This window comes from Pseudomonadota bacterium (assembly GCA_036339585.1).
Classification (GTDB): domain Bacteria; phylum Pseudomonadota; class Alphaproteobacteria; order UBA8366; family UBA8366; genus UBA8366.
Genome location: JAYZAS010000010.1, coordinates 104,689 through 127,719, shown reverse-complemented (window position 1 = coordinate 127,719; position 23,031 = coordinate 104,689). Strand labels below are relative to the sequence as shown.

Below are 23,031 nucleotides of genomic sequence, written 5' to 3'. Positions count from 1 at the left end.
ATCTACAATTTTTATTTATATATTTTGAAATTTATTTCAAAAAGTTTATTTTTACGTTTTATTTTTGGTCTTAATAAATATATTTATTTATTTTTATAAATCAGTACTTGCGCTGCTTTGCCCCTACCATCAGACGCATTTTCGCTATATTGTAGATCTAATACACGCAGTTATTCGATGAGAGTTATGATGAGCCAAAATGATACTTTGGAGATAATTCAATCTCTACTCGCCAGTAAAGAATTGAGTGATGATACACGTGAGGATTTGGGAGACTTTGAAAGAGACGTTGAAAAGGGCAATTTGCACAAAGATGACGAAGCTTATGTGCAAGCCTTAGCGAACCGGCTCAATATTTCGACTGGTTCAAAAAAAGTATCGAGGAACAAAAGAAATAGCAGTGCTGCACGCACCAAGGCCGGGTCAATTGATTGGCAAGAACGCGCAGTCATTGCTGAGGCACGAGTCGAGGAACTAGAAAATGACGTTACCAATCTCAAGAAAAAAATAAAGGACAATGATAACAACCCGCAAAATTCATCCGAAAACCCTTGGGATAAAAAAGCACTTCAAGATCTAATTGATCAGTTGTACGACGCAGAGAAGGATCAGCTTCAAAAAATAAGTAATGAAGATGCATCGGCGATCTTAAAGAAAATGAAAGCCGATTTTTCATGAATGTTACTGTCAGCGACTATTTTTGACTTCAATCCGCTGAACCTCTCGTCCCTCTTCCATATCAAAAATTATTAGTTGTGTTAGATTGTCTGGCATAGACAATCTCATCAAGATACGATTACCATTCATTATGGTCTCACGAATTTCCGCCCCTACAGGGAGAGTTAAAGGCAAAGGATTTCGAACTAAGGTGCCTCCTTTTTCAGCGTCACCAAATTTTGCGGCAATCCCATAGGCTAAAAAACCTAAACCAATTAAGATTAAGAAAGCCATAGTAACAACCAGAATTTTAAGAGCTTGTAGTTTCATAATTGGAGGCTACCGTTTGTTTTGCAAAATGAGTGACGAAAAAAAAATATTAACCATTAATGCTGACGATGAAGGCAAAAGACTTGATGTGTGTCTTGTGAGGGCTTACCCAGCATTATCTCGATCACAGCTAAAAAAAATGATTTTAGCGGGTAAGGTAATCCATCATGAAAAGACGATAACTGACCCAGCCTATCGCGTCAAACAGGAACAAACTTTTACTCTAATGGTTCCTCACTCGGAACAAATAGACCTCGTGCCCGAAAATATAAATCTCGACATACACTACGAAGACGATGATCTGATCGTAATTGATAAACCCGCAGGACTTGTGGTTCATCCCGGAGCGGGCACTCCAAATGGCACATTAGTGAATGGTTTGCTCTACCACTGCGGATCATCACTTTCGGGTATCGGTGGCATTAAACGGCCGGGCATTGTGCACCGATTAGACAAAGACACTAGTGGTTTAATAGTGGTAGCGAAAAACGATCGAAGTCACAGGCGCCTTAGTTTGCAGTTCGAACAGCACAGCGTCGAGCGTACGTACCATGCATTAGCATGGGGCTCGCCAAAACCACTGTCAGGTCAAATTGAAGGAAGAATCGGTCGTCACCCTCATAAACGCAAAAAGATGGCCGTGGTATCTGAGAACAGGGGTAAATTTGCGCTCACGCGATTTCGCACTCTTAAACGTTATGGTTCACGAGTATTCAAGGCCGAGTGTCGGTTGGCAACAGGACGCACCCATCAAATACGCGTACATTTAGCACATATAGGGCACCCGTTGGTGGGTGATCCTATTTATAGTCGCACAACAGAAGCACGCCTCAGCGGTATTTCAGAAAGCGATATTGAGTCAATAAAAACCTGCAGACGCCAAGCCCTCCACGCAGTAACACTCGGCTTTGTACATCCAAGGAGCGGATTAAAAATGTGCTTTAGCTCAAAATTTCCTGAGGACCTTAGGAATTTAGAGTCGATATTTGAGCGGATTAAATCTCCGAGCTAACAGTTCTCAAAAATATATTTCAGCGATATTATTGAAAAAAATAATAAAAATCACATATCTAGTGTGGTATTAAATGCCACGCTATTGTGTTAGGAGTGAAAATCGGTGGCCGGAACAACACTACCAAGCTTAAGCATAAGTCCTGAGGGCAATCTGCAACGATACCTGCAACAAATTCGCCAGTTTCCAATGCTGGAGAAGCAAGAAGAATACATGCTTGCAAAAAGGTGGCGTGAACATGAGGATACTGAGGCGGCTCACAAGCTAGTGACTAGTCATTTAAGACTCGTTGCTAAAATTGCGATGGGTTATCGGGGGTCTGGTCTGCCTGTGAGCGATTTGATTTCTGAGGGTAACGTTGGTCTGATGCAGGCTGTGAAGAGGTTTGAACCAGACAGGGGGTTCCGTCTCGCAACATATGCAATGTGGTGGATTAAGGCATCCATTCAAGAGTATGTTTTACACTCGTGGTCTCTTGTTAAAATGGGAACCACTGCAGCGCAGAAGAAGTTGTTCTTCAACCTTCGTAAAATGAAAAATAAATTGGAGGCTTTTGAGGAAGGCGACTTGGCGCCTGAACATGTCGAACACATATCCTCGGAGTTGAATGTCCCCGAGCATGACGTCGTGTCGATGAACAGGCGTCTAGCTGCACAGGACCACTCTCTTAATACGCCACTGAAAGCATCGGGCGATGGTGAATGGCAAGACTGGTTAGAGGATGAAACCGAAAGTCAAGAAATTCAAGTGGCTGAGGCCCAAGAATTGCAAAAACGGCGTGAAATGTTGTCGAACGCTATGGCTATTCTGAACGAGCGAGAGAAACATATAATTCAGATGCGCCGTTTGAAGGATGATACTATGACTCTGGAAGAATTAAGCAATGAATACGGAATTAGTCGAGAACGCGTTCGACAAATAGAAGCACGCGCCTTCGAGAAACTCCAGAAAGCTATTCAATCTCAAGCCGCAGAAAAAACCTTTATCACATAGCAGCAGTCATCTTTTTCCATCGTTAGAATCGGCATTGTCGGCATCAAGTGGCTCACCTAAAAGTTCAGATACATTGACGTCGTCGGGGATTAGTTTTTCGGCTTCGAAGCGAACCTCGTTTCCCCAGTTTTTTATTAATGCCTTCTGTCTTTTCTTGATTGCTGCTGCTTTCACCTCACTTTGCATAGATAACCAAACAGCAACAAAAGGTGGCACGCTATAATAGATTATCCAGCCAACAGCACCGGCAGCGTACATCGTAACTAACACAATTGGATCACTAACCAACTCGAGAGCTGCATCAACCCCCCCGCTACCCCCACTAAATAGTTTGATTGCACTAGGTAGAACCCCTACCCCGTTGGGAAAGGCAACGGTCATCGTAAAATACCGCCGCGATGATCGATCTATTACTAATGCTCCCATCGTAGGCGCCATACCTATGGCGACTAAGATAAAAACATCTAAAAAGACAAAAAAGATTAAAGCCGCAGCAACTAGGGTATAAATCCAGGCTTTCATCGAGCCTGCTTTAATAGAACCTGATTTTTTATTTTTGTCTGCCATCACGCTTTACCCCAGTATCCAATACACTCCCATGCTTATCAGGACAATCATCGACAGAATTAAGGAGAAGAAGGCACTTATCTCAGCTCCAATTACTTTGGCCAATTCTAGTCGATGAGTTTTTTCAAATTCCATCCTTTGCATCGCTTGAATAGACCCAGCAAATTCTTTAACTGCTTTATCGTTATCTGATCGGTCACTTTCAAGATATTTTGAATTGTCGACGAGTCTCAAGATGTCCGCTAGCCGTCCATCTTTAGAAATTTCAGACAATCGTTTTCTAACCAGATCTCTCTGACGTCGACTGCGGAAACGTTCAATAGCCGGATCAAGAATTTCTACTGCTATCTTACAGAGGTTAGGTGCTACAGACGAGCCCGCTTCCTCCTGCACGTGTCCTAAGATACGAACATTAGCAATAGCTAAAACAGCAGGGTCTGAACGGTTTTGAAGCTCACGCAATTCAGTCATAATGCTAACTTTCATGCGAGCAACTAAGAACGCAGCAATATGCCGATCAACAGGCTCTATAAGTGTCTCCGGATTGGCAATGGCTATGCGCTCGAATGCTTCAAGCATCTCAACCATATCGTAAACATACTCTGATTCTAAAAGCGGTGATTGGCAAGGTACGTTTGGATTGAGCTCGTATATTACCCTTTCGAAACCCTGACCAAGTTCTGAATGGGCTAGGAATGGAATCATTTGGTCATATAACGAAATAAAGCGAGTTATATCTTCCCCCGCTTTACCCATCATTTTACACGCAAACGATATTAGATCACCTTTAAGAACTTCCGAGAGATCCTTGCTAAGATCTTTGTCACCTCCTGGAGCGGCAATCAAATAACCAATTCCATCAAGTGTAGCAGAAAAATTTTTAAATCTTATTGGTCCTAGCGGATCCAACGCAATAATGATCCGAGCTAACATGCGGTCATCAGTCTCAATGCCACCGGCTGCGGGTTCTTTAGCCGTATTAACAGCCTCGATCGCTTCTTCATTTCCCAAACTTCGCCTTAGCCATTCATCGAGCGAGCCACCACGTACCGGTTCAATAGCAGAATCCCACTTTTGTCCAAACACGCGAGCCACATTACGGCGGGTAAAAATCTTATTACCTCCGAAAGAAAACGCTTGCGTTGCTCTCGAAATTTCTTGTTGTTTAGGACTTAGCCTGCGCCCAGCGAGCCAAAGCTCTAAATCATCCAATGTCCAACGCTCATCAACATCGTCCATCAAAAGCCCTCGCACAATCTCCAACATGGTTAGGGATAGGCGGTGGCCAGATATGAGTGCGTTATAGCTTCCGCGTTCCAGTTTTGCAGAAAGAATTTCATCGTCACTCATCCCAGTCCCAGGACTTTGCCCAATCAAAAGTGCCAATATGCAAACGCCAAAAGAGTAAAGATCATCCGATATCGATCCGAGCCCACGCCCACTTGCAGGAGCCATCGCCGTTTCTACCGTCTCATAAGCTACTGGCTGATTAATTGCTGGAGGAGCCGCAAGGCACTCACCCAACATAATTGTCGCCTGACCTGTGGAGACGCTATCGTAAAAAAGATTGGTTGGCCTGATAGCACGATGCGTCAGATTCTGATGATCAATATCGCGAAGCGCCGCCGTTACTGGTTTTATAAAATTCTGTGTGATTATTTCCTCGGAAGCAATTTGAATTGGGCTATCGATACTATCAGCTACCCTTTTTCCACGAGGGCGCTCGTAAATTAAAACCGGGCAACGACGATCTTCTAGAGGCCAATCTATTACTTTCCAATCCACAACCCGGACTAGCCCAGGTTGATCAACACGGTTCATCGTCGACACTTGTTCATGGCGCGGGGACTGCTTGGGATCGCAGACCAAAGCCAACAATTCCCGGCCAGCATTGTTAACATCTGAAGCGGCGTAAGCTAACGCCGGTGGCGAGTCAAATTCCTTTAACGGCTGATCTGAAAAAACATCATACCAGCCCTCAGTACTTACCGTGCCGCTATTTTGTTCGCCCGGTTGCCTGTTTTCATCAGCCATAAGGGCTCCGATACCAAGTAATCACAGTTTCGTTGGATACGTATTCTTGTGCCTACAGCATATGCAATCTTGAACCAGTCAAAACGGCAATTGTGCCTTAGGCTTCCTATCTAATCACATTTATAAATTTCCATCACGCATTTCCTACACAAAAACCACTGAGTGAAACATCTCACCCACCAAACGGATCGATAACGGTAATGGTATCGTCCCGCTCCGGACTAGTTGAAAGCAATGAAACTGGTGCTTCAATGAGTTCTTCAATCCGCCCTATATACTTTATAGCTGCAGCGGGCAGCTCATCCAATGATCTTGCTGCTTCTGTGCTCTGTTTCCAACCTTCTAACGTCTCATAACAAGGTAATACTGATGATTGAGCCCGCATCGAAGCAGGCAAGAAGTCCACACTTTCGCCATCTAGTTTATAGGAAGTGCAGATATTAAGATTATCGAGCCCATCAAGAACATCAAGTTTAGTGAGTGCAATACCATTTATGCCGGCAGTTTTGATTGCTTGGCGGACCATAACCGCATCAAACCAGCCACACCGCCGTTGGCGACCAGTTACTGTGCCGAATTCGCGCCCTTTTTGCCCAATACGCTGCCCTATTTCATCGTTCAGTTCCGTTGGAAATGGACCACTGCCAACTCTCGTTGTATATGCTTTCGTAATTCCCAAAACGTAATCCAGAGCTCCAATACCGATACCCGTACCTGTTGCCGCTTGTCCTGCAAGAGTATTTGATGACGTTACAAACGGGTAAGTCCCATGATCAATATCGAGCATGACGCCTTGAGCTCCCTCAAACAAGATCCGCTTACCCACGTTTCGTGCATTATCTAACTCTAACCAGACCGGAGCTGCATAACTAAGGAGTTCGTCTTTTGTTTCCCTAAGCGTATTGATTATCATTGATGCTTCTAGAGACGCTATGCCGAAACTGCGCCGCAACGGATTGTGATGCCGCAATAATTCGTTTGCTTTGAATTCCAATACGTCAGGATCTTTTAAGTCACAAACACGGATTGCTCGCCGTGCAGCCTTGTCTTCATAGGCAGGACCGATGCCACGGCCAGTGGTACCAATAGCTGATTTTCCACTAGCCTTTTCTCTCGCCAAATCCAGTTCTTGGTGCAATGGCAAAATTAATACCGCATTGTCTGCTATTTTTAATTTCTCCGGAGAAATATCTACACCCGCCAAACGAAGCCGCTGTATTTCATCTATTAGAGCACGCGGGTCAACAACCACCCCGTTACCAATAACTGAAAGCTTTCCGGAACGCACTACTCCCGACGGCAACAGACTCAACTTATATTCGGTTCCATTAATGACGAGTGTATGGCCAGCATTGTGCCCTCCTTGAAACCGAACAATTACATCTGCTCGTTCACTGAGCCAATCGACAATTTTGCCTTTCCCCTCATCACCCCATTGAGCGCCAACAACGACCACATTACTCATAGTCCCCTCCATTTTTATGGCCCGTCTTTCACTAAATAATATCAATGATAGGCGGCGCACCCAGCATTGTAGTTTCAGGAAAGCTCGTGCTCTATCGTTTTGTTGCACTTCAATTGGGCATCACCCAAATTTATGCCATGCTTTGTTATTCTGACTGACCAATATGCTTTAAAAATTTCAGATTGTTTTAACAAAGCAAACTTTCATCAAGCCAGTTTCGTAAATTTGTCAGCATTTTAGAATAGTACTTGGAAGGCTTTTCTGAAAGAAAAAACAATACTCGTTGTTTTGTCGAAAAAACTGAGTATTCGACTAACAATCTTCATCAAATTAGTTTCTCAGTAAAGTAAAACCCCTCAATAACAAAAAGGTATTTGATAATAGTGATTTGATGGTGAACAGATCAGAATTTAAGCGATTTGACCTGCGTCACATTCGGGAGGGCTCTAATTGACTCAAGCGTTTCAAGAGCGGCGGCATCGTCAATTTGTATCAAAGCAATTGCCTCCTCTCCTGCATCAACCCGGCCTAAGTGAAAAGTAGCAATATTAACATTTGCTTCGCCTAAAGCGCCACCAATTGCTCCAATTACTCCAGGCCGATCATTGTTTGCGATGTACAACATATGTGGCCCAAGTTCGGCCTCAATTGGTATTTCATTTATTGCAACAACGCGGCCTCGGTTACCACCGAACAGAGTACCTGACACACTCCGTTCACGGCGCTCAGTTTTCACTATAACCCGGATCAAATTTTCATATTCATCAGGATTTTCGTGGCTAACAACCCCAACATCTATACCCCTATCCCTTGCTATGATGGGCGCACTTACCATATTTACATTTTCGAGAAGAGGTTTTAACAACCCATGCAGCATGCAACTAACAAGAGGCTTGGTGTTTAGCTGTGTAACGGTCCCGTAAAATTCAATGGTAACTGCTGTTAGTCCGGTTTCGGTCAATTGTCCGGCAAAGCTGCCAAGCTCCTCAACTAGTGTCATATAGGGTTGCAAGCGAGGAGCATCTTCGGCAGAAACTGAAGGCGCATTAATCGCATTTTGCACAGTCCCCGTTAATAGATAGTCGGCCATTTGTTCTGCAACCTGCACTGAGACAATTTCCTGTGCCTCGGTGGTTGCAGCGCCAAGATGAGGAGTTGCGACAAATTCCTCATGCCCAAACAAAGGATTGCTATCCGCCGGCTCATTTACAAATACATCAAATGCAGCTCCAGCTACTTTACCATTATCGAGCGCTTCGCGGAGATCATCCTCGTCAACAATTCCACCCCTCGCACAGTTAATGATACGCACTCCATCCCGCATTTTTTCTATCGCGCTTTTATTGATGAGATTACGCGTTGCCTCAACCAGTGGAGTATGAATCGTTATGAAATCAGCGCGGGCAAAAAGCATTTCCAATTCTACTTTCTCCGCACCTATTTCATTAGCTCGCTCCTCAGAAAGAAAAGGATCATAAACAACAACCCTCATTTTGAGGCCCTTTGCGCGATCCACTACAATTGTTCCGATATTACCACAACCAACCACACCCAGGGTTTTTCCAGTAATCTCGACACCCATAAACCTATTTTTTTCCCATTTCCCATCTTGCGTCGATGAGTTCGCTGCAGGGATTTGCCTAGCAAGAGCCATTAACATAGCAATGGCATGTTCTGCCGTTGTAGTGGTGTTTCCAAATGGCGTATTCATAACAATAACGCCTTTTTTTGACGCTGCGTCTAAATCGATATTGTCTACACCGATGCCTGCCCGTCCGACTAATTTCAGTTTTTCCGCAGCATCCAAAATCTCTGCTGTCACCTTTGTCGCAGAGCGAACGGCCAGTCCGTCATACTGACCAATAATGCCTAATAAATCATCTTTGCTCAAACCCGGCTTGAAATCCACCTCGATGCCGCGGTTTTCAAACACTTTGGCCGCATCTTGGCTTAGTTTGTCCGAAATCAGAACTTTTGCCATAGTTTTACGTCCTATATCTGCTTTTCCAAAATTAATTTGTCTGTTTTGTAAATTGAGTAAACGCCCAGTCTAGCCACGGAAGCAATGCTTTTATATCCGCGGTCTCAACAGTAGCCCCACCCCATATACGTAAACTTGGAGGCGCCGCCCTGTGATTATTGAGGTCGTAGGCCACCCCCTCATTTTCAAGCAATGAGGAGATATACTTTGGGGCATTTTTCAAAGCCTCAGGGCCTAAGCCACTTGCTTTAGAAATTTCAACACAGATTGATGTACAAGACCGTGTGGCAGGATCCTTTGGAAGAAATTCTACCCAGGTTGTTTTTTCCACCCAGTTAGCCACTGCATTCAGATTCGCAGCAGACCGAGATACCAATCCTTTTTTGCCGCCAACTGATCGAGCCCACTCGAGTGCAAATATCGCGTCCTCCACACATAACATTGAGGGTGTATTGATTGTAGCTCCACGAAATAGTGCCTCATCGACTTTACCATTAGCGACCATCCGGAAAACCTTTGGCAAAGGCCACGACGGTGTATGAGATTCCAACCGTTGGGCAGCACGAGGGCTTAAGGCTAGCATTCCATGTGCAGCCTCACCCCCTAGCACTTTTTGCCAAGACCAAGTAACAACATCAAGCTTATTCCACGGCATTTCCATCGCAAATACCGCAGAGGTGGCATCACAAAAGGTAAGCCCACGGCGATTAGAGTCGATCCAATCTCCATTCGGCACGCAAACTCCGCTCGTAGTTCCATTCCATGTGAAAATTACATCTCGATTGCAATCCACCGAAGACAGATCGGTGATCTCGCCATAAGGAGCTTCCATAACTCTGCTGTCCTTAATGTTGAGTTGTTTAATAATGTCAACGACCCACATTTGGCCAAAGTTCTCCCAAGCCAATACATCAACGCCACGTTGCCCTAGGAGCGACCACATGGCCATTTCGATCGCACCAGTATCCGATCCAGGCACTATAGCTAGCCTGTACTCGTCAGGAATACCCAATAGCTCCTTACTTGTGTCTATCACATTACGCAGTTTTTCAAGGCCTACAGCTGCCCGGTGCGATCGCCCCAACACGGCATCGTTTAATGCTTCGAGTGACCAGCCAGGCGGCTTTGCACAAGGCCCGGACGAGAAATTGGGGTTCTTCGGCTTACTTTGCGGCTTGTTCATTAGTGACTCCAAAAGAGCTGGTTTGGCTGATACCGACCCGCACGACCTTAGGAACACCCGGTCATTGCGTCAACCAGATAGATGTTGCCATGCAATATTTCTTGGTTGACTGCGCCCCTTTGCCGCAGGTCTCAGGTTTTGTCTGGAAAAGACAAATCATTATTGCACATAAAATTGTTCCCAAAAAGAGCAGATACTTTGAGTTTCTCTATATAAACTGCAACATTTGGAATTAGCAATGATTGACGAACTGTGTGTAAAGTATCAATATAAGGGATCCTAGGGGTGCCTTCGTAAAAGGCTGAGATATCGCTGACGCGGTGACCCTAAGAACCTGATCCGGGTTATGCCGGCGGAGGAAAGGAGCGCCTTTGTAATCTAGCTCCAAAGCATTTTCCTCACTTCCGATGCGTTCCCTGTGTCGAATTAATATTTTGGTTGGAGGACTGAGGCATGCCTAGAGACAACGACGCTATTTCTATAACAACAGGCCCAATCCCGGGATCTAAAAAAGTTTATGAAGAAGGTACAAACGGAATTCGCGTTCCCTTTCGTGAAGTTGTTTTGGAAAAAAGTGCGAATGAACCTCCTGTTCGCCTCTACGACACTTCAGGCCCTTACACGGATCCTGATGTCGCACTGAATGTAGAAAAAGGTCTGCCCGCATTGCGAAGCCCTTGGATCTCAGCTCGGGGTGATACGGTGTCTTACAAAGGTCGTGAAATTCGCCCTGAGGATAATCACCGAAATATGGGCGACCCGAAGGCGGTTCCAGAATTTCCATCAAAGCGTGCCCCACTCAGGGCAAAGACTGGAAAAAATGTTAGCCAAATGAGGTATGCTCGCGAGGGTATCATCACGCCAGAAATGGAGTATATCGCAATACGTGAGAACCTTGGCCGGTCCGAATTTTTTGGTGATGGAGAGAGTTTCGGTGCTGAAATTCCCGAATACGTGACAGCTGAGTTTGTACGCGAGGAGGTTGCGAGGGGCAGAGCGGTGATTCCTGCCAACATCAATCATCCTGAGACGGAACCGATGATCATCGGGCGTAACTTTCTAGTTAAAATTAATTCTAACATCGGAAATTCGGCAGTTTCATCGTCAGTCGCGGAAGAAGTCGATAAGATGGTTTGGTCAACCCGGTGGGGCGGCGACACGGTTATGGATTTGTCCACAGGTAAAGACATACATAACACCAGAGAGTGGATCATACGTAATTCGCCAGTACCCATCGGCACGGTACCTATTTATCAAGCTCTTGAGAAGGTAGGGGGAATAGCTGAAGAACTTACATGGGACATTTACCGAGATACTTTAATTGAACAATGCGAGCAAGGAGTGGATTATTTCACGATACATGCTGGCGTAAGGCTCAAATATATCCCTATGACAGCGCAGCGCCTTACGGGGATAGTGAGCCGTGGTGGTTCAATAATGGCTAAGTGGTGTCTCGCTCACCATAAGGAAAGCTTCCTGTACACCCGATTTGAAGAAATCTGTGAATTGATGAAGGAGTATGATGTAACGTTTTCGTTAGGAGACGGCCTCCGTCCCGGTTCAATTGCAGATGCCAATGATAAATCACAATTTGCCGAACTTGAAACACTAGGCGAATTAACCGAAATAGCATGGAAACATGACGTGCAGGTCATGATCGAAGGTCCGGGGCATGTACCTATGCACAAAATTAAAGAAAATATGGATAAGCAACTGGAAATTTGTCATGAGGCACCGTTCTATACCCTCGGCCCGCTAACAACAGATACCGCGCCCGGTTATGACCACATCACGTCAGCGATCGGTGCTGCAATGATTGGTTGGTTCGGAACTGCAATGCTTTGCTACGTCACTCCGAAGGAGCATTTGGGCCTTCCAAATAGAAAGGACGTGAAAGATGGTGTGATAACTTACAAATTGGCTGCCCATGCTGCTGATCTTGCAAAAGGACATCCGGGCGCGCGCCTCTGGGACGACGCCCTGAGCCGGGCACGTTTCGACTTCCGCTGGCGTGATCAATTTAAATTAGCAATGGATCCTGAAACGGCAGAAGATTTTCACGATCAAACCTTACCAGCTGAAGGCGCAAAAGTAGCCCATTTCTGCTCAATGTGCGGTCCTAAGTTCTGCTCGATGCAAATAACACAAGAAATACGTGAGTTTGCCGAAAAGGGGATGTCAGAAATGTCTGATAAGTTTGTGGAGGGGGGTTCTGAGCTTTATCAGCCCAGCAAAAAAATATCATCTGAAAAAATAAACGTTGAAGCTGCAGAATGAGTACGTAAGTCCCAGAGAAAAGTCAGCAAACGGGCATATACTTTTTGCATTCGAACGATAGAATTTATTTGTTCAATAATTATTCGGGAGAGGTTATCCCTTAAATTGCATCAGCAATGGCTTTGCCCACTTCCTTAGTCTTTGCTTTACCGCCCATATCTGGAGTTTTAGGCGCCTTTGGGTCGGCTAATACGTTTTCGATAGCCTCTACGATTGCAGCGCTTGCTGTGTGCTGCCCCAAATGACCTAACATCATGGCCGCAGACCAAATTTGCCCGATTGGATTAGCAATGCCCTCTCCGGCGATGTCTGGTGCGGATCCATGCACGGGCTCAAACATTGAAGGATGTTCTCCTTCCGGGTTGATATTAGCGGACGGCGCTACTCCAATTGTCCCGGTCACACCAGGACCCAAGTCAGAAAGAATATCACCAAACAAGTTTGACCCTACCACCACGTCAAAGGTATGCGGGCGTCCAACAAAATGTGCGGTCAGGATATCAATATGATATTGATCGGTCTCAACCTCTCTATAATCTTTTGCATTTTCAGCAAATCGCTCATCCCAGTACGGCATTGTATACATAATACCATTAGATTTTGTTGCTGATGTGAGCTTTTTCCTTCTCTTTAACGCAAGCTCGAAAGCAAACCGTTGGATACGATCAACACCCTGACGTGTAAAAACCGTCTCTTGAACAACCGTCTCTCGATCCGTGCCCTCAAATATTCTTCCCCCCATTTCTGAATATTCGCCTTCAACGTTCTCTCGCACAACGTACATATCGATGTCACCAGGCTTGTAGCCTTTTACGGGAGCTTCTATCCCCGGCAGAAGCCGCACAGGACGCAGATTCACATACTGGTCAAAATGACGACGTATCGGAATTAGAAGACCCCAGAGCGACACGTGATCGGGCACGCCAGGATATCCCACAGCACCCAAAAAAATCGCGTCATGAAGCCGTAATTGATCTATCCCATCCTCCGGCATCATCCTTCCATCGTTTAAGTACGTTTGGCAACTCCATGGAAAATCACTGGTCTTAAAGCGGATATTAAACCTGCTAGCCACTTTATCCAAAACCCTGAGCCCCTCTGGCAAGACCTCTTTTCCAATACCATCTCCTGGAATATTCGCTATGCTGAAAGATATTGTTTCTTTGCGACCTGCCATTAAGTCCTCCCGTCACATTTTTCCACATAGCCTTGTCTCAGAGCTTTAGAGAGATTGCAAGTACGATTGCGCGAGTGTAAGTCATTAAGATGGAATTGATAAGACAAGTTAACAAGGCTAGTATTGCCTCTGGTGGCCAACTACTTGCTGAAGGTAATTTAGTGGCTTTCCCAACCGAGACTGTTTACGGACTCGGTGCGAACGCAAAAGACGGGCGCGCAGTGGCAAAGATATTTGCCGCAAAAAATAGGCCTATTTTCAATCCATTAATCATTCATTTAAGTGACCAATGCGAGGCTTATGAACACGCAGTTTTAAATAGCTCGGCTAAAGCTCTAGCTGATGCATTTTGGCCTGGTCCCCTAACGCTCGTGCTCCCGCGCCACCAAAGATGTGAAATTTCATCTCTAGCTAGCGCTGGGCTCGATACCGTAGCACTTCGGGTGCCTGCCAATGCAGCTGCGAGGCAGTTAATTACAGCTGCCCGTAAACCAATTGCAGCACCAAGCGCTAATCTTTCAGGTCGACTAAGCCCTACCCGTGCAGAACATGTTGCTAACCAGCTCAAGAGACAAGTGTCATTAATTCTTGATGGTGGTCCTTGCGACATCGGGTTGGAGTCTACAGTAGTCGATGTAAGCACAAACATTCCCGTGATATTACGCCCCGGGGGACTGACAAGCGAAGCAATCGCGCAAGTGATTGGCCGGAAATTGCTTCATAACACTGGGAGTAAAACCGAGATAAAGTCTCCGGGAATGCTTGTGAACCACTATGCTCCCTCCTTAGCCCTTCGAATAAATGCACAAAAGCCACGCCCAGGTGAAGTATTCCTCGGATTTGGCAAAGATGCAATCAATGCTGATTTGAACTTAAGCCCCACGGGCGATTTGTTGGAGGCAGCCGCAAATCTTTTCGCATACTTGCATCGGCTCGACTCAATGCCAGCAACAGGAATCGCCGTGATGCCTATACCAACAGAGACCATCGGTTGGGCGATCAATGATAGGCTCCGGCGTGCCGCTTGCCGATAGGCTCGTAGCGCGAACAAAATTACTATCAATCAATGAGCTAAGAGACCGAGCTTTTATCAGTATGTCGCAAGTTATACATTTATTAGCCGGGCGATATAGAATTCGAAAATTCAATAAAACAATAGCTTAGTTCGTATGCAGCTTTATTTCATAGATTCTACAACAGAAAAGTTACTGATTTTCACTATATGCTGGCTTGAGAAAGATTACCGGCAATCTATAATTTGTAGTGTTTCTCATAACCGACGATTATAAAGTTCTTAATCCCGAACTCTTCGAAATATGCATTTCAAATTAAAATTTTATTGGTGACTTAACTTCAAACTGATTACGTTACGTATATTACTTAAATACGAAGCTTGGGTACGCTAAGAAAGGCAAGATGAGAGCAATTATGTCTCCTGATGATTATACAAGTCTGCTGCCCATTGAAGCGTTTGAGCAACTAAAAAATGTTGTTGGACACAAGGGTTATATCACAGATGAAGCAGAGCTAGCCCCATACCTCTTGGACTGGCGTGGACAATTTCAGGGTACATCCCCTTTGGTGCTCCGACCCGATACCACCAAGCAAATAGCGGATATTGTCCGTATCTGCAATGACTATAAGATAAAGATTGTGCCTCAGGGTGGAAATACCGGGATGAACGGAGCCGCAACACCAGACGACAGCGGCAGTTCCATAGTCATAAGTACAACTCGCTTGAATAAAATTCGGCACCGGGACCCACTCAACTACACGATCGCCGTCGAAGCAGGATGTGTGCTTCAGAATATTCAAAAAGAAGCAGCTCAAATGGATCGTCTTTTTCCGTTGAGTTTAGGTGCAGAAGGGTCCTGCCAAATCGGTGGGAATCTCGCAACAAATGCCGGCGGAGTAAACGTTCTTCGTTATGGCAACATGCGTGATCTTGTTCTGGGGCTTGAGACAGTGTTGCCTAATGGTGAGATTTGGAGCGGTTTGAAAGGCTTGCGTAAAGATAATACGGGTTATGACCTCAAGCATCTTTTCATTGGTTCTGAGGGAACACTTGGCATAATCACCGCTGCTACCTTGAAACTTTTTCCTAAACCAAAATATTTTGAAACCTGTTTTACCGCTGTAGCAGGTTTAAAAGAAATCATTGAGCTTTTGGATCGTGCTCGCCATCGCAGCGGCGATGGAGTAAGCAGCTTTGAATTAATCACTCGCCCGCCTTTGGAGCTTGCCTTTCAGCATGGAAAAGGCTTATCAGACCCACTCGCTGAGCCTTCGGAACTTTACGCTTTGATCGAATTCTCTAGTAGTGCCGACGTAAATGAAGAAATTATGGAAGATTTTCTGGAATCGGCACTAACAGATGGTTTGGTATCCGATGCGGTTATCGCAAAATCTGAGGCACAGCGGCAAGCATTGTGGAGGCTCCGCGAATTTTTACCGGAGGCAGAAAAAATTGAAGGAGCTAGTGTGAAGCATGACATCTCTGTCCCCGTAAGTTCTATCCCCGAATTTGTCGAAACTGCAATTTTGGCGGTAAATCAGTATATGCCAAACATTCGTCCGATATACTTTGGGCATGTTGGGGACGGCAATTTACATTTTAACTTCGCAAAGCCAAAAGCAATGACGGATCAAGCTTTTTTCCGTCATAAAGAAAAAATCAATGGAATTGTTCTTGACATCGTCGCGTCTTTGGAGGGGTCCCTCAGCGCGGAGCACGGAATCGGACAGCTTAAACGTGACTCTTTCCTTCATTATACTCCATCAATCGATCTGCATTTGATGAAACAGTTGAAGAATACTTTGGATCCTAACAAGATCATGAATCCTGGCAAACTGCTCTAAAGGGAAATAGTCGTGATAGATTACGTGCCACCGATCCGTGACATGCAGTTCTGTCTGCATGAAATGGGGGTGGTGAGTCGTGTTCGAAAATTATCTGCCTTTAAAAACCTCAGCAATGATGTGATTGATGCGATTTTAGAAGGAGGTGGGACATTTGCCCGGGAGGTGTTGGCACCAATAAACCACACAGCTGACATAGAGGGTTCCTCGATCAATGGTGGGGTGGTAAGCACACCAGCTGGATTCGCCGTGGCCTACCGGAAATTTGTGGACGGAGGCTGGGCATCGCTGCCTTTTAATCCAGTCTATGGCGGACAGAACCTGCCGTGGATCCTCGCGGCGGCAACGCAGGAAATGTGGATTTCCGCTAATACGTCTTGGTCATTGTGCCAAATTCTCACCACCGGAGCAGTCGAACTTCTCAGTGAGCATGGGACTGATGAACAAAAATCACTCTACCTTGGTAAACTTATTTCGGGTTCATGGTCTGGCACTATGAATCTGACTGAACCACACGCCGGATCAGACCTGGGAAAATTAAGCTGCAAAGCAATACCAGCGGGTGATCATTATAATATTCAAGGACAAAAAATTTATATCACGTACGGCGACCACGACATGGCCGATAACATCATCCATTTCGTGCTTGCTCGCACGCCTAACGCAAAAAGCGGTCCAAAGGGTATCTCACTATTCATTGTTCCAAAAATTCTCGTAAATCCCAATGGCACACTTGGTGACCCTAATGATCTAAGATGCTTATCTCTTGAGAAAAAGCTAGGCATCAATGCAAGTCCCACCTGCGTAATGTCTTATGGAGATAACAATGGAGCCGTGGGCTACCTAGTTGGCAAGGAAGGGAGGGGCCTTAACGCAATGTTTACGATGATGAATAACGCTCGACTAAACATTGGGATCTCTGGCCTCGCAATTGCTGAACGCGCATACCAGCAAGCCCGCGACTACGCAAAGGAACGTCATCAATTTGGGCCAATCGTAAAACATCCAGATATCCGGCGCATGTTAATGACAATGAAGACCCAAATTGAAGCAATGCGTGCAGTGATTTATGATGCAGCACTTGCGCTTGATTATGCAAAAAAATCACCGGGAAAATCACAACAAGCTCGAATTGATCTACTGATCCCAATGGTCAAGGCATGGTGCACAGATCTTGGCGTTGAGATCACATCCCTTGCCCTTCAAATTCATGGAGGTGCGGGATTTATGGAGAATACAGGGGTAGCCCAGCATTTTCGGGATGCCCGCATAGCCCCGATCTACGAAGGTACCAACGGTATTCAGTCTATCGACCTGATAAGCCGTAAAGTATTACGTGACAAAGGCGCAGCAATGTTTGCATGGATTAATGATGCTCGTGAAACAATACAAAATAATCCAAAAAATGGCATCGGCCAAGCAGTACAGGCAGGGCTCGATGATCTAGAAGAGGTAACAGATTGGATGTTAGAAAATTCGGTAACATCCCCAAACCCGGCACTGGCTGGCGCTTGTGCTTATTTGAGAATTTTCGGCGTTGTCGCAGGAGCAGTTCAATTGAGTAATGCATCTAGTTTGGCAAACAAAACTAAGTATAAAACCAGTGCATTTCATAATGCAAAGGTAATAACTGCAAAATTTTATGCCTGTCACATACTGCCGCAGATCTCGGGACTTCGACAAACAATTGAGTATGGCCATGAGGAGGTTATGACGTTACCAGAAACTTCATTCTAGTCTCATAAGCGCCAGTGTTGCCCTACGAATGTCTATAGGCAACTCGTTAATTAGCTGTTTTACAGTTTTACCATTAGTGGGGTGTTTCAAACTTGGCGCGATATCTAAGAGCGGGCGAAGCACGAAATATCGCTCATGTATCCGAGGGTGAGGCACTGTCAATGTATCAGTCGAGATGCAGCGTCTACCGTAATAGAGTATATCTAGATCAATTAGCCGCGGGCCATTTCGAGGCCCGTCGACGCGGCCCAACGCAATTTCTAATTGTTTTAATTTTTTCAACATATCAAGCGGCTCTAATTCGGTGTACCCACACACAACCGCATTATAAAAATTTGCCTGATTAAGCAGGTATTGGGGCTCGGTCTCATAAACTTGTGACTTGTTGGTAATAACCATAAATTCTGAAAGCCGGCGGCTAGCATCATTCAAATTAGCCTTCCTATCTCCTACATTGCTGCCAACCCCAATATATAATTCCTCCATATCAAGCCATTCTCTCAGAAGAAATTACACCATCTTCTGAAGTCCGGGCAATTGAATCGCACATGTCTACGATACGTTTCATAACAGTAACATCGTGAACTCTGACTATATCCGCCCCGCGAAGAACGGCAGCAGCTATCGCGGCCGCTGTCCCCTCCTCACGACACTCAGCCTCAACCCCTAATACTTTGCTGATAAACGATTTGCGGCTTGGTCCAATCAAAATTGGATACCCAAGAGCCCGTATGCGGCCTAAGTGATTGATCAAAGATAAATTCTGAGATGGTGACTTGCCAAACCCAACGCCTGGATCCAAAATAATTTGATTAGCTGGGATACCACACGCTTCCGCCGTGCGTGCACTATGTGATAATTCTTTACACACTTCGTCCAGAAAATGTTCATAGCTACGTGGGGTATACTGAGCACCTCCCTCCTCAAGCTTTTCAACTCTAGATGCACAGCTTGCGTTGTGCATTAGGATCACAGGTGCCTTTGCATCGGCAGCGACCCCAGCAATATTTTTGTCATACTTCAAAGCCCAGATATCGTTTATAATGTTGGCTCCTGCAACTAATGCAGCAGCGGCGACCTCAGCTTTGCTCGTATCGACTGAGATCATACATTCAGGCAAAGCCGCGGAAACTGCCTCAATCACAGGCACTACACGATCAATCTCTTCCGAGACTCCTACCGGTGTTGCGCCAGGGCGGGTACTTTCACCCCCAACATCAATCACGTCGGCCCCACTATTAAAAAATGTGCATGCTTGGTCAAGCGCAACCGATATTGGGTCTATTTGACCCAGTACTCCATCACCCGAAAATGAATCTGGAGTTACGTTCAAGATGCCCATTACGTAACAACGGCTGCCCCATTTAAAATGATCATCAAGAAGCATTGGATTCCCCCACATTCATAATAAAACCACCTTAAAAGACCGAATAAAGCCCGACTCGATAATTTAGATTCTAATTATACGTCAACATGACCACATTGGAGCAGACATATTAGCGCGTGCAAAAAAATCTTTCGCATATTGTACAAGTAGTTAAGCTAGTTTGATCAAATCTCATACTTCTTCGCTTGTAATTTAGAATTCAGTATCTCTATAACCATCACTGCACTCTATGTCGCACTTAGCCAACATAGGTGCAGTTTAATGTGGGGTATCCGTTCTCTTGCACTCGCTAACTGTATTATCGTTTTGAAAAGTAGTGTATTCCTGCATGATCTTTATGAATTTGGAATTTTAGTATGAGAGCTTTCCGACCGAACATCATAATAATCTTAGGTTTAGTATTGTTCTTCGGTGTTCACAACTTGAGCCATGCCGGCACCGCGCAAGCTCACACCGCCATAAGTGACTCACAACGATTTATCCAATCACTAGCAACCAAAGCGTTAGCCACGCTTGGTGATAAAACCGGCACAATTGCAAGCCGCGAAAAAAAATTACGCGCCATTTTGCAAAAAGAATTCGCAATGAAAAGAATAGCTCGGTTTGTTATTGGCATTCATTGGCGACAAATGAATCGTTTGCAACGCCGTAAATATGAACATCTGTTTTCCGAATGGGTACTCAAAACGTATACAGCACGACTTGGTGGATATTCCGGGGAGACATTCCAGGTTACTCGAGCCTCAAATGCTGGCAAAGGCGATATCATAGTGCATTCCCGTATTCTCCAAACCAATGGGAGCCCATTAATTAAGTGTAGTTGGCGGGTAAGGAATTTTAAAGGTCAGCTAAAAATTATTGACGTATATGTCGAAGGAATAAGTATGGCAGTTACCCAACGTTCAGAGTTCGCTGCCATCATCAAAAAGAATGGTCTCAAGGGCTTGCTGACGAAACTAGAAAACCGCTTGCAATGATTAGGGTTCAACCCCGTTCTACAACACGACACGGTCCAAAAATTAATTCAATTTTGTAAATCGCAATTTAATGGGATTAGAGCGAGAGTTCTTTGCCGAATGGTAGAGAAATCGTAGGCGATTAACGGATTGGAGAGAAGAAGCTAACATCCTGTGTGACGGGAAGCAAAACCATTTTATTTCAACATTTGGTGCCAAATTTTTTTTTTTTGCTATATATTGTATTGCTCAAGTAAGGGTCACCATGTTGCAAAGCGCGTAAAAGGTACCCAGTACGCAGATTTTTGATCGTTGCTCGTCACGGGGAGGCTTCAAACACTTTGTTTATTAGTCATTTTTATTGGATCCAGGGCTTTCGCGACAAGGAGTGGCATAATCTTCATAGTTGCAATAATCGAAATGATGTACTTACGCATATTAACGTTTTAATCCGCAGTAATAACTACCAAGAGCTCCGCCTAAACAAAGCGAGCTTTCCCGCCGATGATGGTGAGACGATATACACTGAACTCGCAGTTGTTCGGAACGGAGAAATTTTGAGCTGCGCCAGCCAAGGAATCAGGTCTGGGTTGCACGAAAAAATAAAAGAAGGAGCGCCCGAGACGCAGGAACTTTCGTCAGATGCATTTATTGAATCGAACGGCTCTGAGCAACTCGCTACAAATGAGTTGTCTGACATTCAGTTAGACCTGAAGGCGCCCAAAACTCCCGACGAAAGCACAGTCCCCAAAACTGCTCACCCATTCGGGTCACCAAACACAGATGGTCCTTCGTTTCTGGCCCAATCTAAAGCAAAAGAATTTTCACAATCATCTGAGGAAGTGTCGTGCCAAAATAAAGAAAGCCGGGTTTTTTTTCAAAGACATTCGCAACACCCTAAGGATCAATTGATCGAACCAGAACAGAATTTATTCCGGAAATATTTTGCGATATTAGGATCATTAGTCATAGCTTTGGTAGTTGTGGTATACGGCGCATCTCTTTCGGGCCTCACCAAGGATAATCTCGAGGAAGTGTATGCATACATAAAAAGTACTTTTGTTGTTAAAAAGCAGGATCTATCAACCAATGTCTCTGACTTGAAACAAGATGACAATGGCGACTCAAAAAAACGTTCTCTACCTAATCGTGAAAAACCAGACTCAAACACGATCAGACTAACGTCATTTAAATCTAAAAGTGTAGAAACCAAAATACCACAGGACCTTGAAATCTTTGAACAGGAGTTATTTGATGCCATTGAAGCTAACAACCTCAAACGCATACAGCATCTATTACTCAATAGACCAGAACTCGTTCAGTTAGATACAGTAACCAGGTTCATAAGCGATAAATTCGCAACAGGGTACCGTTCAGCCGTTGATCATTCATTACTTTCAGGTAAGTATGGAATTGCGTTAGGATTGATGAATGCTGGAATGGTGCCAAGCACAAAGCTTTTTCATCAAGCTGTTAGTAATTATGAGCAACCAGATATGCGAATAATTGCGAATTTTCTCGTCAAGAATGGTAGTAAAATAAATACTTTTTACGATGGACTGACCGTACTTATGCGTGCAGCATTCATGGGCGACAGAAAATTGGTAACTTTAATGCTAACGCATGGGGCAAACCCTTCCGCCCAGACCAAAATGGGTATGACAGCGGCTGAATTCGCCGCAATGCACGGCGATAAACGGCTTCATGAACTTCTTGTATTCCGCGCAGAGGCACAAAAATATGACGAGATCATGCTGGGATTCTCTTGGTTTGATAATGTCGACTCGGTACGCCATAAGGCGAAAAAATGCCAAAAAGTTGACCTCCGGTATCTAATTTGCACCGTCAAGTCTAATGGATGGTTACGCGATATAGCAAATATAGAAGCACAATTTGATAGCCAAGCAAGGAATAGGCTAGTTGCAATAAAAATAAAAAGTAAGCCGTTAAGAGATGAGACCCCTAACGGGATAGAGGCAAGAAGACGTTTTGAACAGGTGCTGAAGTCTATAAAAGTGCGACTTCCGCGTGATCATATTGGTGTCGCAAGCCGGCAGGTTCCAAAGACCATGTCGTTTTGGAAGGCGCTCAACCCTAACGTGAATGCAGGACAATACATTGCCTATTGGTCCGACGATGATAAGCGTCGACCCGTATTTATATACCTGAAATTACAAGGTGATCGGGACAAGGAGGGACATTACAAAATTATTATTGGAAATCCTTTTCGAGTTAGCTAGCGAATTAGTTCTCAACAAGTTAGCGGCTGTCAGTCGGTTCAACCTCATTTAATGCAATCCATACGGTCCCTCGGTTACCGTTACGTGCCACATACTCAAATAAGCCCCAGTGTTGTTGCCATCGAATTCTCGTGAGGGATACATGCTCGGGCATTTCAAAAAAATCACTCCGTGGA

18 protein-coding genes and 1 riboswitch are annotated in these 23,031 nt (G+C 44.9%); of the genes, 9 read left to right on the top strand and 9 right to left on the bottom strand.

Annotated elements, in window-relative coordinates; all coding sequences use genetic code 11:
* Positions 1-189 precede the first annotated feature (189 nt).
* The gene (locus tag VX941_08200; GenBank protein ID MEE2933389.1) at positions 190-678 is read left to right on the top strand and encodes a hypothetical protein; all 489 of its coding nucleotides are present in this window, start codon (positions 190-192) and stop codon (positions 676-678) included.
* A 9-nt stretch (positions 679-687) separates the two neighbouring features.
* On the opposite strand, the gene VX941_08195 is transcribed toward VX941_08200, so the two are convergent.
* Positions 688-987: a hypothetical protein gene (locus VX941_08195; protein ID MEE2933388.1), complete on the bottom strand. Its 300-nt coding sequence runs from the start codon at positions 985-987 to the stop codon at positions 688-690.
* Positions 988-1,015: 28 nt separating this feature from the next.
* Between VX941_08195 and VX941_08190 the strand changes: the two genes are divergently transcribed.
* Together VX941_08190 and rpoH are read left to right on the top strand one after the other, a co-directional pair.
* Positions 1,016-1,999, top strand: a complete 984-nt coding sequence (locus VX941_08190; protein MEE2933387.1) for an RluA family pseudouridine synthase — start codon at positions 1,016-1,018, stop codon at positions 1,997-1,999.
* A gap of 105 nt (positions 2,000-2,104) precedes the next feature.
* Positions 2,105-2,992 carry an RNA polymerase sigma factor RpoH gene (rpoH, locus tag VX941_08185; GenBank protein MEE2933386.1) on the top strand — a complete coding sequence of 296 codons (888 nt, stop codon included), beginning with the start codon at positions 2,105-2,107 and terminating at the stop codon, positions 2,990-2,992.
* 6 nt (positions 2,993-2,998) lie between these two features.
* Here the strand turns inward: rpoH and VX941_08180 are convergent, their stop codons facing one another.
* The 5 genes from VX941_08180 to VX941_08160 form a co-directional block, all read right to left on the bottom strand.
* Positions 2,999-3,559: a hypothetical protein gene (locus tag VX941_08180; protein MEE2933385.1), complete on the bottom strand. Its 561-nt coding sequence runs from the start codon at positions 3,557-3,559 to the stop codon at positions 2,999-3,001.
* Between the two features lie 6 nt (positions 3,560-3,565).
* Entirely contained in the window at positions 3,566-5,593 is a 2,028-nt protein-coding gene (locus VX941_08175; GenBank protein MEE2933384.1) for a hypothetical protein, read from the bottom strand.
* Positions 5,594-5,765: 172 nt separating this feature from the next.
* Positions 5,766-7,058 carry an adenylosuccinate synthase gene (locus tag VX941_08170; GenBank protein ID MEE2933383.1) on the bottom strand — a complete coding sequence of 431 codons (1,293 nt, stop codon included), beginning with the start codon at positions 7,056-7,058 and terminating at the stop codon, positions 5,766-5,768.
* Positions 7,059-7,461: 403 nt separating this feature from the next.
* The gene (gene serA, locus VX941_08165) at positions 7,462-9,039 is read right to left on the bottom strand and encodes a phosphoglycerate dehydrogenase (GenBank protein ID MEE2933382.1); all 1,578 of its coding nucleotides are present in this window, start codon (positions 9,037-9,039) and stop codon (positions 7,462-7,464) included.
* Between the two features lie 31 nt (positions 9,040-9,070).
* Positions 9,071-10,222, bottom strand: a complete 1,152-nt coding sequence (locus tag VX941_08160; protein MEE2933381.1) for a phosphoserine transaminase — start codon at positions 10,220-10,222, stop codon at positions 9,071-9,073.
* Between the two features lie 271 nt (positions 10,223-10,493).
* A riboswitch (TPP riboswitch) is annotated at positions 10,494-10,600 on the top strand.
* A 75-nt stretch (positions 10,601-10,675) separates the two neighbouring features.
* Between VX941_08160 and thiC the strand changes: the two genes are divergently transcribed.
* A complete protein-coding gene (thiC, locus tag VX941_08155) occupies positions 10,676-12,499 on the top strand; it encodes a phosphomethylpyrimidine synthase ThiC (GenBank protein ID MEE2933380.1) in 1,824 nt (607 codons plus the stop codon).
* A 100-nt stretch (positions 12,500-12,599) separates the two neighbouring features.
* Here the strand turns inward: thiC and VX941_08150 are convergent, their stop codons facing one another.
* The gene (locus tag VX941_08150; protein MEE2933379.1) at positions 12,600-13,676 is read right to left on the bottom strand and encodes a tartrate dehydrogenase; all 1,077 of its coding nucleotides are present in this window, start codon (positions 13,674-13,676) and stop codon (positions 12,600-12,602) included.
* Positions 13,677-13,765: 89 nt separating this feature from the next.
* On the opposite strand from VX941_08150, the gene VX941_08145 reads away from it, so the two are divergent.
* The 3 genes from VX941_08145 to VX941_08135 all read left to right on the top strand — a co-directional run bounded on the left by VX941_08145 (position 13,766) and on the right by VX941_08135 (position 18,272).
* Positions 13,766-14,710: an L-threonylcarbamoyladenylate synthase gene (locus tag VX941_08145; GenBank protein ID MEE2933378.1), complete on the top strand. Its 945-nt coding sequence runs from the start codon at positions 13,766-13,768 to the stop codon at positions 14,708-14,710.
* Positions 14,711-15,092: 382 nt separating this feature from the next.
* Positions 15,093-16,535, top strand: a complete 1,443-nt coding sequence (locus tag VX941_08140) for an FAD-binding oxidoreductase (GenBank protein ID MEE2933377.1) — start codon at positions 15,093-15,095, stop codon at positions 16,533-16,535.
* A gap of 12 nt (positions 16,536-16,547) precedes the next feature.
* Positions 16,548-18,272 carry an acyl-CoA dehydrogenase gene (locus VX941_08135; protein ID MEE2933376.1) on the top strand — a complete coding sequence of 575 codons (1,725 nt, stop codon included), beginning with the start codon at positions 16,548-16,550 and terminating at the stop codon, positions 18,270-18,272.
* Here VX941_08135 and folK read toward each other — a convergent pair.
* Together folK and folP are read right to left on the bottom strand one after the other, a co-directional pair.
* On the bottom strand, positions 18,264-18,758 hold the full coding sequence (gene folK / locus VX941_08130) for a 2-amino-4-hydroxy-6-hydroxymethyldihydropteridine diphosphokinase (GenBank protein ID MEE2933375.1): 495 nt from the start codon (positions 18,756-18,758) through the stop codon (positions 18,264-18,266). The two genes, VX941_08135 and folK, sit on opposite strands and share 9 nt — an antisense overlap.
* Position 18,759: 1 nt before the next feature.
* Positions 18,760-19,659: a dihydropteroate synthase gene (gene folP / locus VX941_08125; GenBank protein ID MEE2933374.1), complete on the bottom strand. Its 900-nt coding sequence runs from the start codon at positions 19,657-19,659 to the stop codon at positions 18,760-18,762.
* A gap of 356 nt (positions 19,660-20,015) precedes the next feature.
* On the opposite strand from folP, the gene VX941_08120 reads away from it, so the two are divergent.
* The gene (locus tag VX941_08120) at positions 20,016-20,636 is read left to right on the top strand and encodes an ABC transporter substrate-binding protein (protein ID MEE2933373.1); all 621 of its coding nucleotides are present in this window, start codon (positions 20,016-20,018) and stop codon (positions 20,634-20,636) included.
* Between the two features lie 320 nt (positions 20,637-20,956).
* A complete protein-coding gene (locus VX941_08115) occupies positions 20,957-22,855 on the top strand; it encodes an ankyrin repeat domain-containing protein (protein MEE2933372.1) in 1,899 nt (632 codons plus the stop codon).
* The last annotated feature ends 176 nt before the right edge of the window (positions 22,856-23,031 follow it).

What these genes read in the sequence shown, in the direction of transcription:
- VX941_08200 (MEE2933389.1), top strand. Translation starts at nt 190, where the DNA reads ATGAGCCAAAATGATACTTTGGAGATAATTCAATCTCTACTCGCCAGT.
- VX941_08195 (MEE2933388.1), bottom strand. Translation starts at nt 987, where the DNA reads ATGAAACTACAAGCTCTTAAAATTCTGGTTGTTACTATGGCTTTCTTA.
- VX941_08190 (MEE2933387.1), top strand. Translation starts at nt 1,016, where the DNA reads ATGAGTGACGAAAAAAAAATATTAACCATTAATGCTGACGATGAAGGC.
- VX941_08180 (MEE2933385.1), bottom strand. Translation starts at nt 3,559, where the DNA reads ATGGCAGACAAAAATAAAAAATCAGGTTCTATTAAAGCAGGCTCGATG.
- VX941_08175 (MEE2933384.1), bottom strand. Translation starts at nt 5,593, where the DNA reads ATGGCTGATGAAAACAGGCAACCGGGCGAACAAAATAGCGGCACGGTA.
- VX941_08170 (MEE2933383.1), bottom strand. Translation starts at nt 7,058, where the DNA reads ATGAGTAATGTGGTCGTTGTTGGCGCTCAATGGGGTGATGAGGGGAAA.
- serA (MEE2933382.1), bottom strand. Translation starts at nt 9,039, where the DNA reads ATGGCAAAAGTTCTGATTTCGGACAAACTAAGCCAAGATGCGGCCAAA.
- VX941_08160 (MEE2933381.1), bottom strand. Translation starts at nt 10,222, where the DNA reads ATGAACAAGCCGCAAAGTAAGCCGAAGAACCCCAATTTCTCGTCCGGG.
- thiC (MEE2933380.1), top strand. Translation starts at nt 10,676, where the DNA reads ATGCCTAGAGACAACGACGCTATTTCTATAACAACAGGCCCAATCCCG.
- VX941_08150 (MEE2933379.1), bottom strand. Translation starts at nt 13,676, where the DNA reads ATGGCAGGTCGCAAAGAAACAATATCTTTCAGCATAGCGAATATTCCA.
- VX941_08145 (MEE2933378.1), top strand. Translation starts at nt 13,766, where the DNA reads ATGGAATTGATAAGACAAGTTAACAAGGCTAGTATTGCCTCTGGTGGC.
- VX941_08140 (MEE2933377.1), top strand. Translation starts at nt 15,093, where the DNA reads ATGAGAGCAATTATGTCTCCTGATGATTATACAAGTCTGCTGCCCATT.
- folK (MEE2933375.1), bottom strand. Translation starts at nt 18,758, where the DNA reads ATGGAGGAATTATATATTGGGGTTGGCAGCAATGTAGGAGATAGGAAG.
- folP (MEE2933374.1), bottom strand. Translation starts at nt 19,659, where the DNA reads ATGCTTCTTGATGATCATTTTAAATGGGGCAGCCGTTGTTACGTAATG.
- VX941_08120 (MEE2933373.1), top strand. Translation starts at nt 20,016, where the DNA reads ATGAGAGCTTTCCGACCGAACATCATAATAATCTTAGGTTTAGTATTG.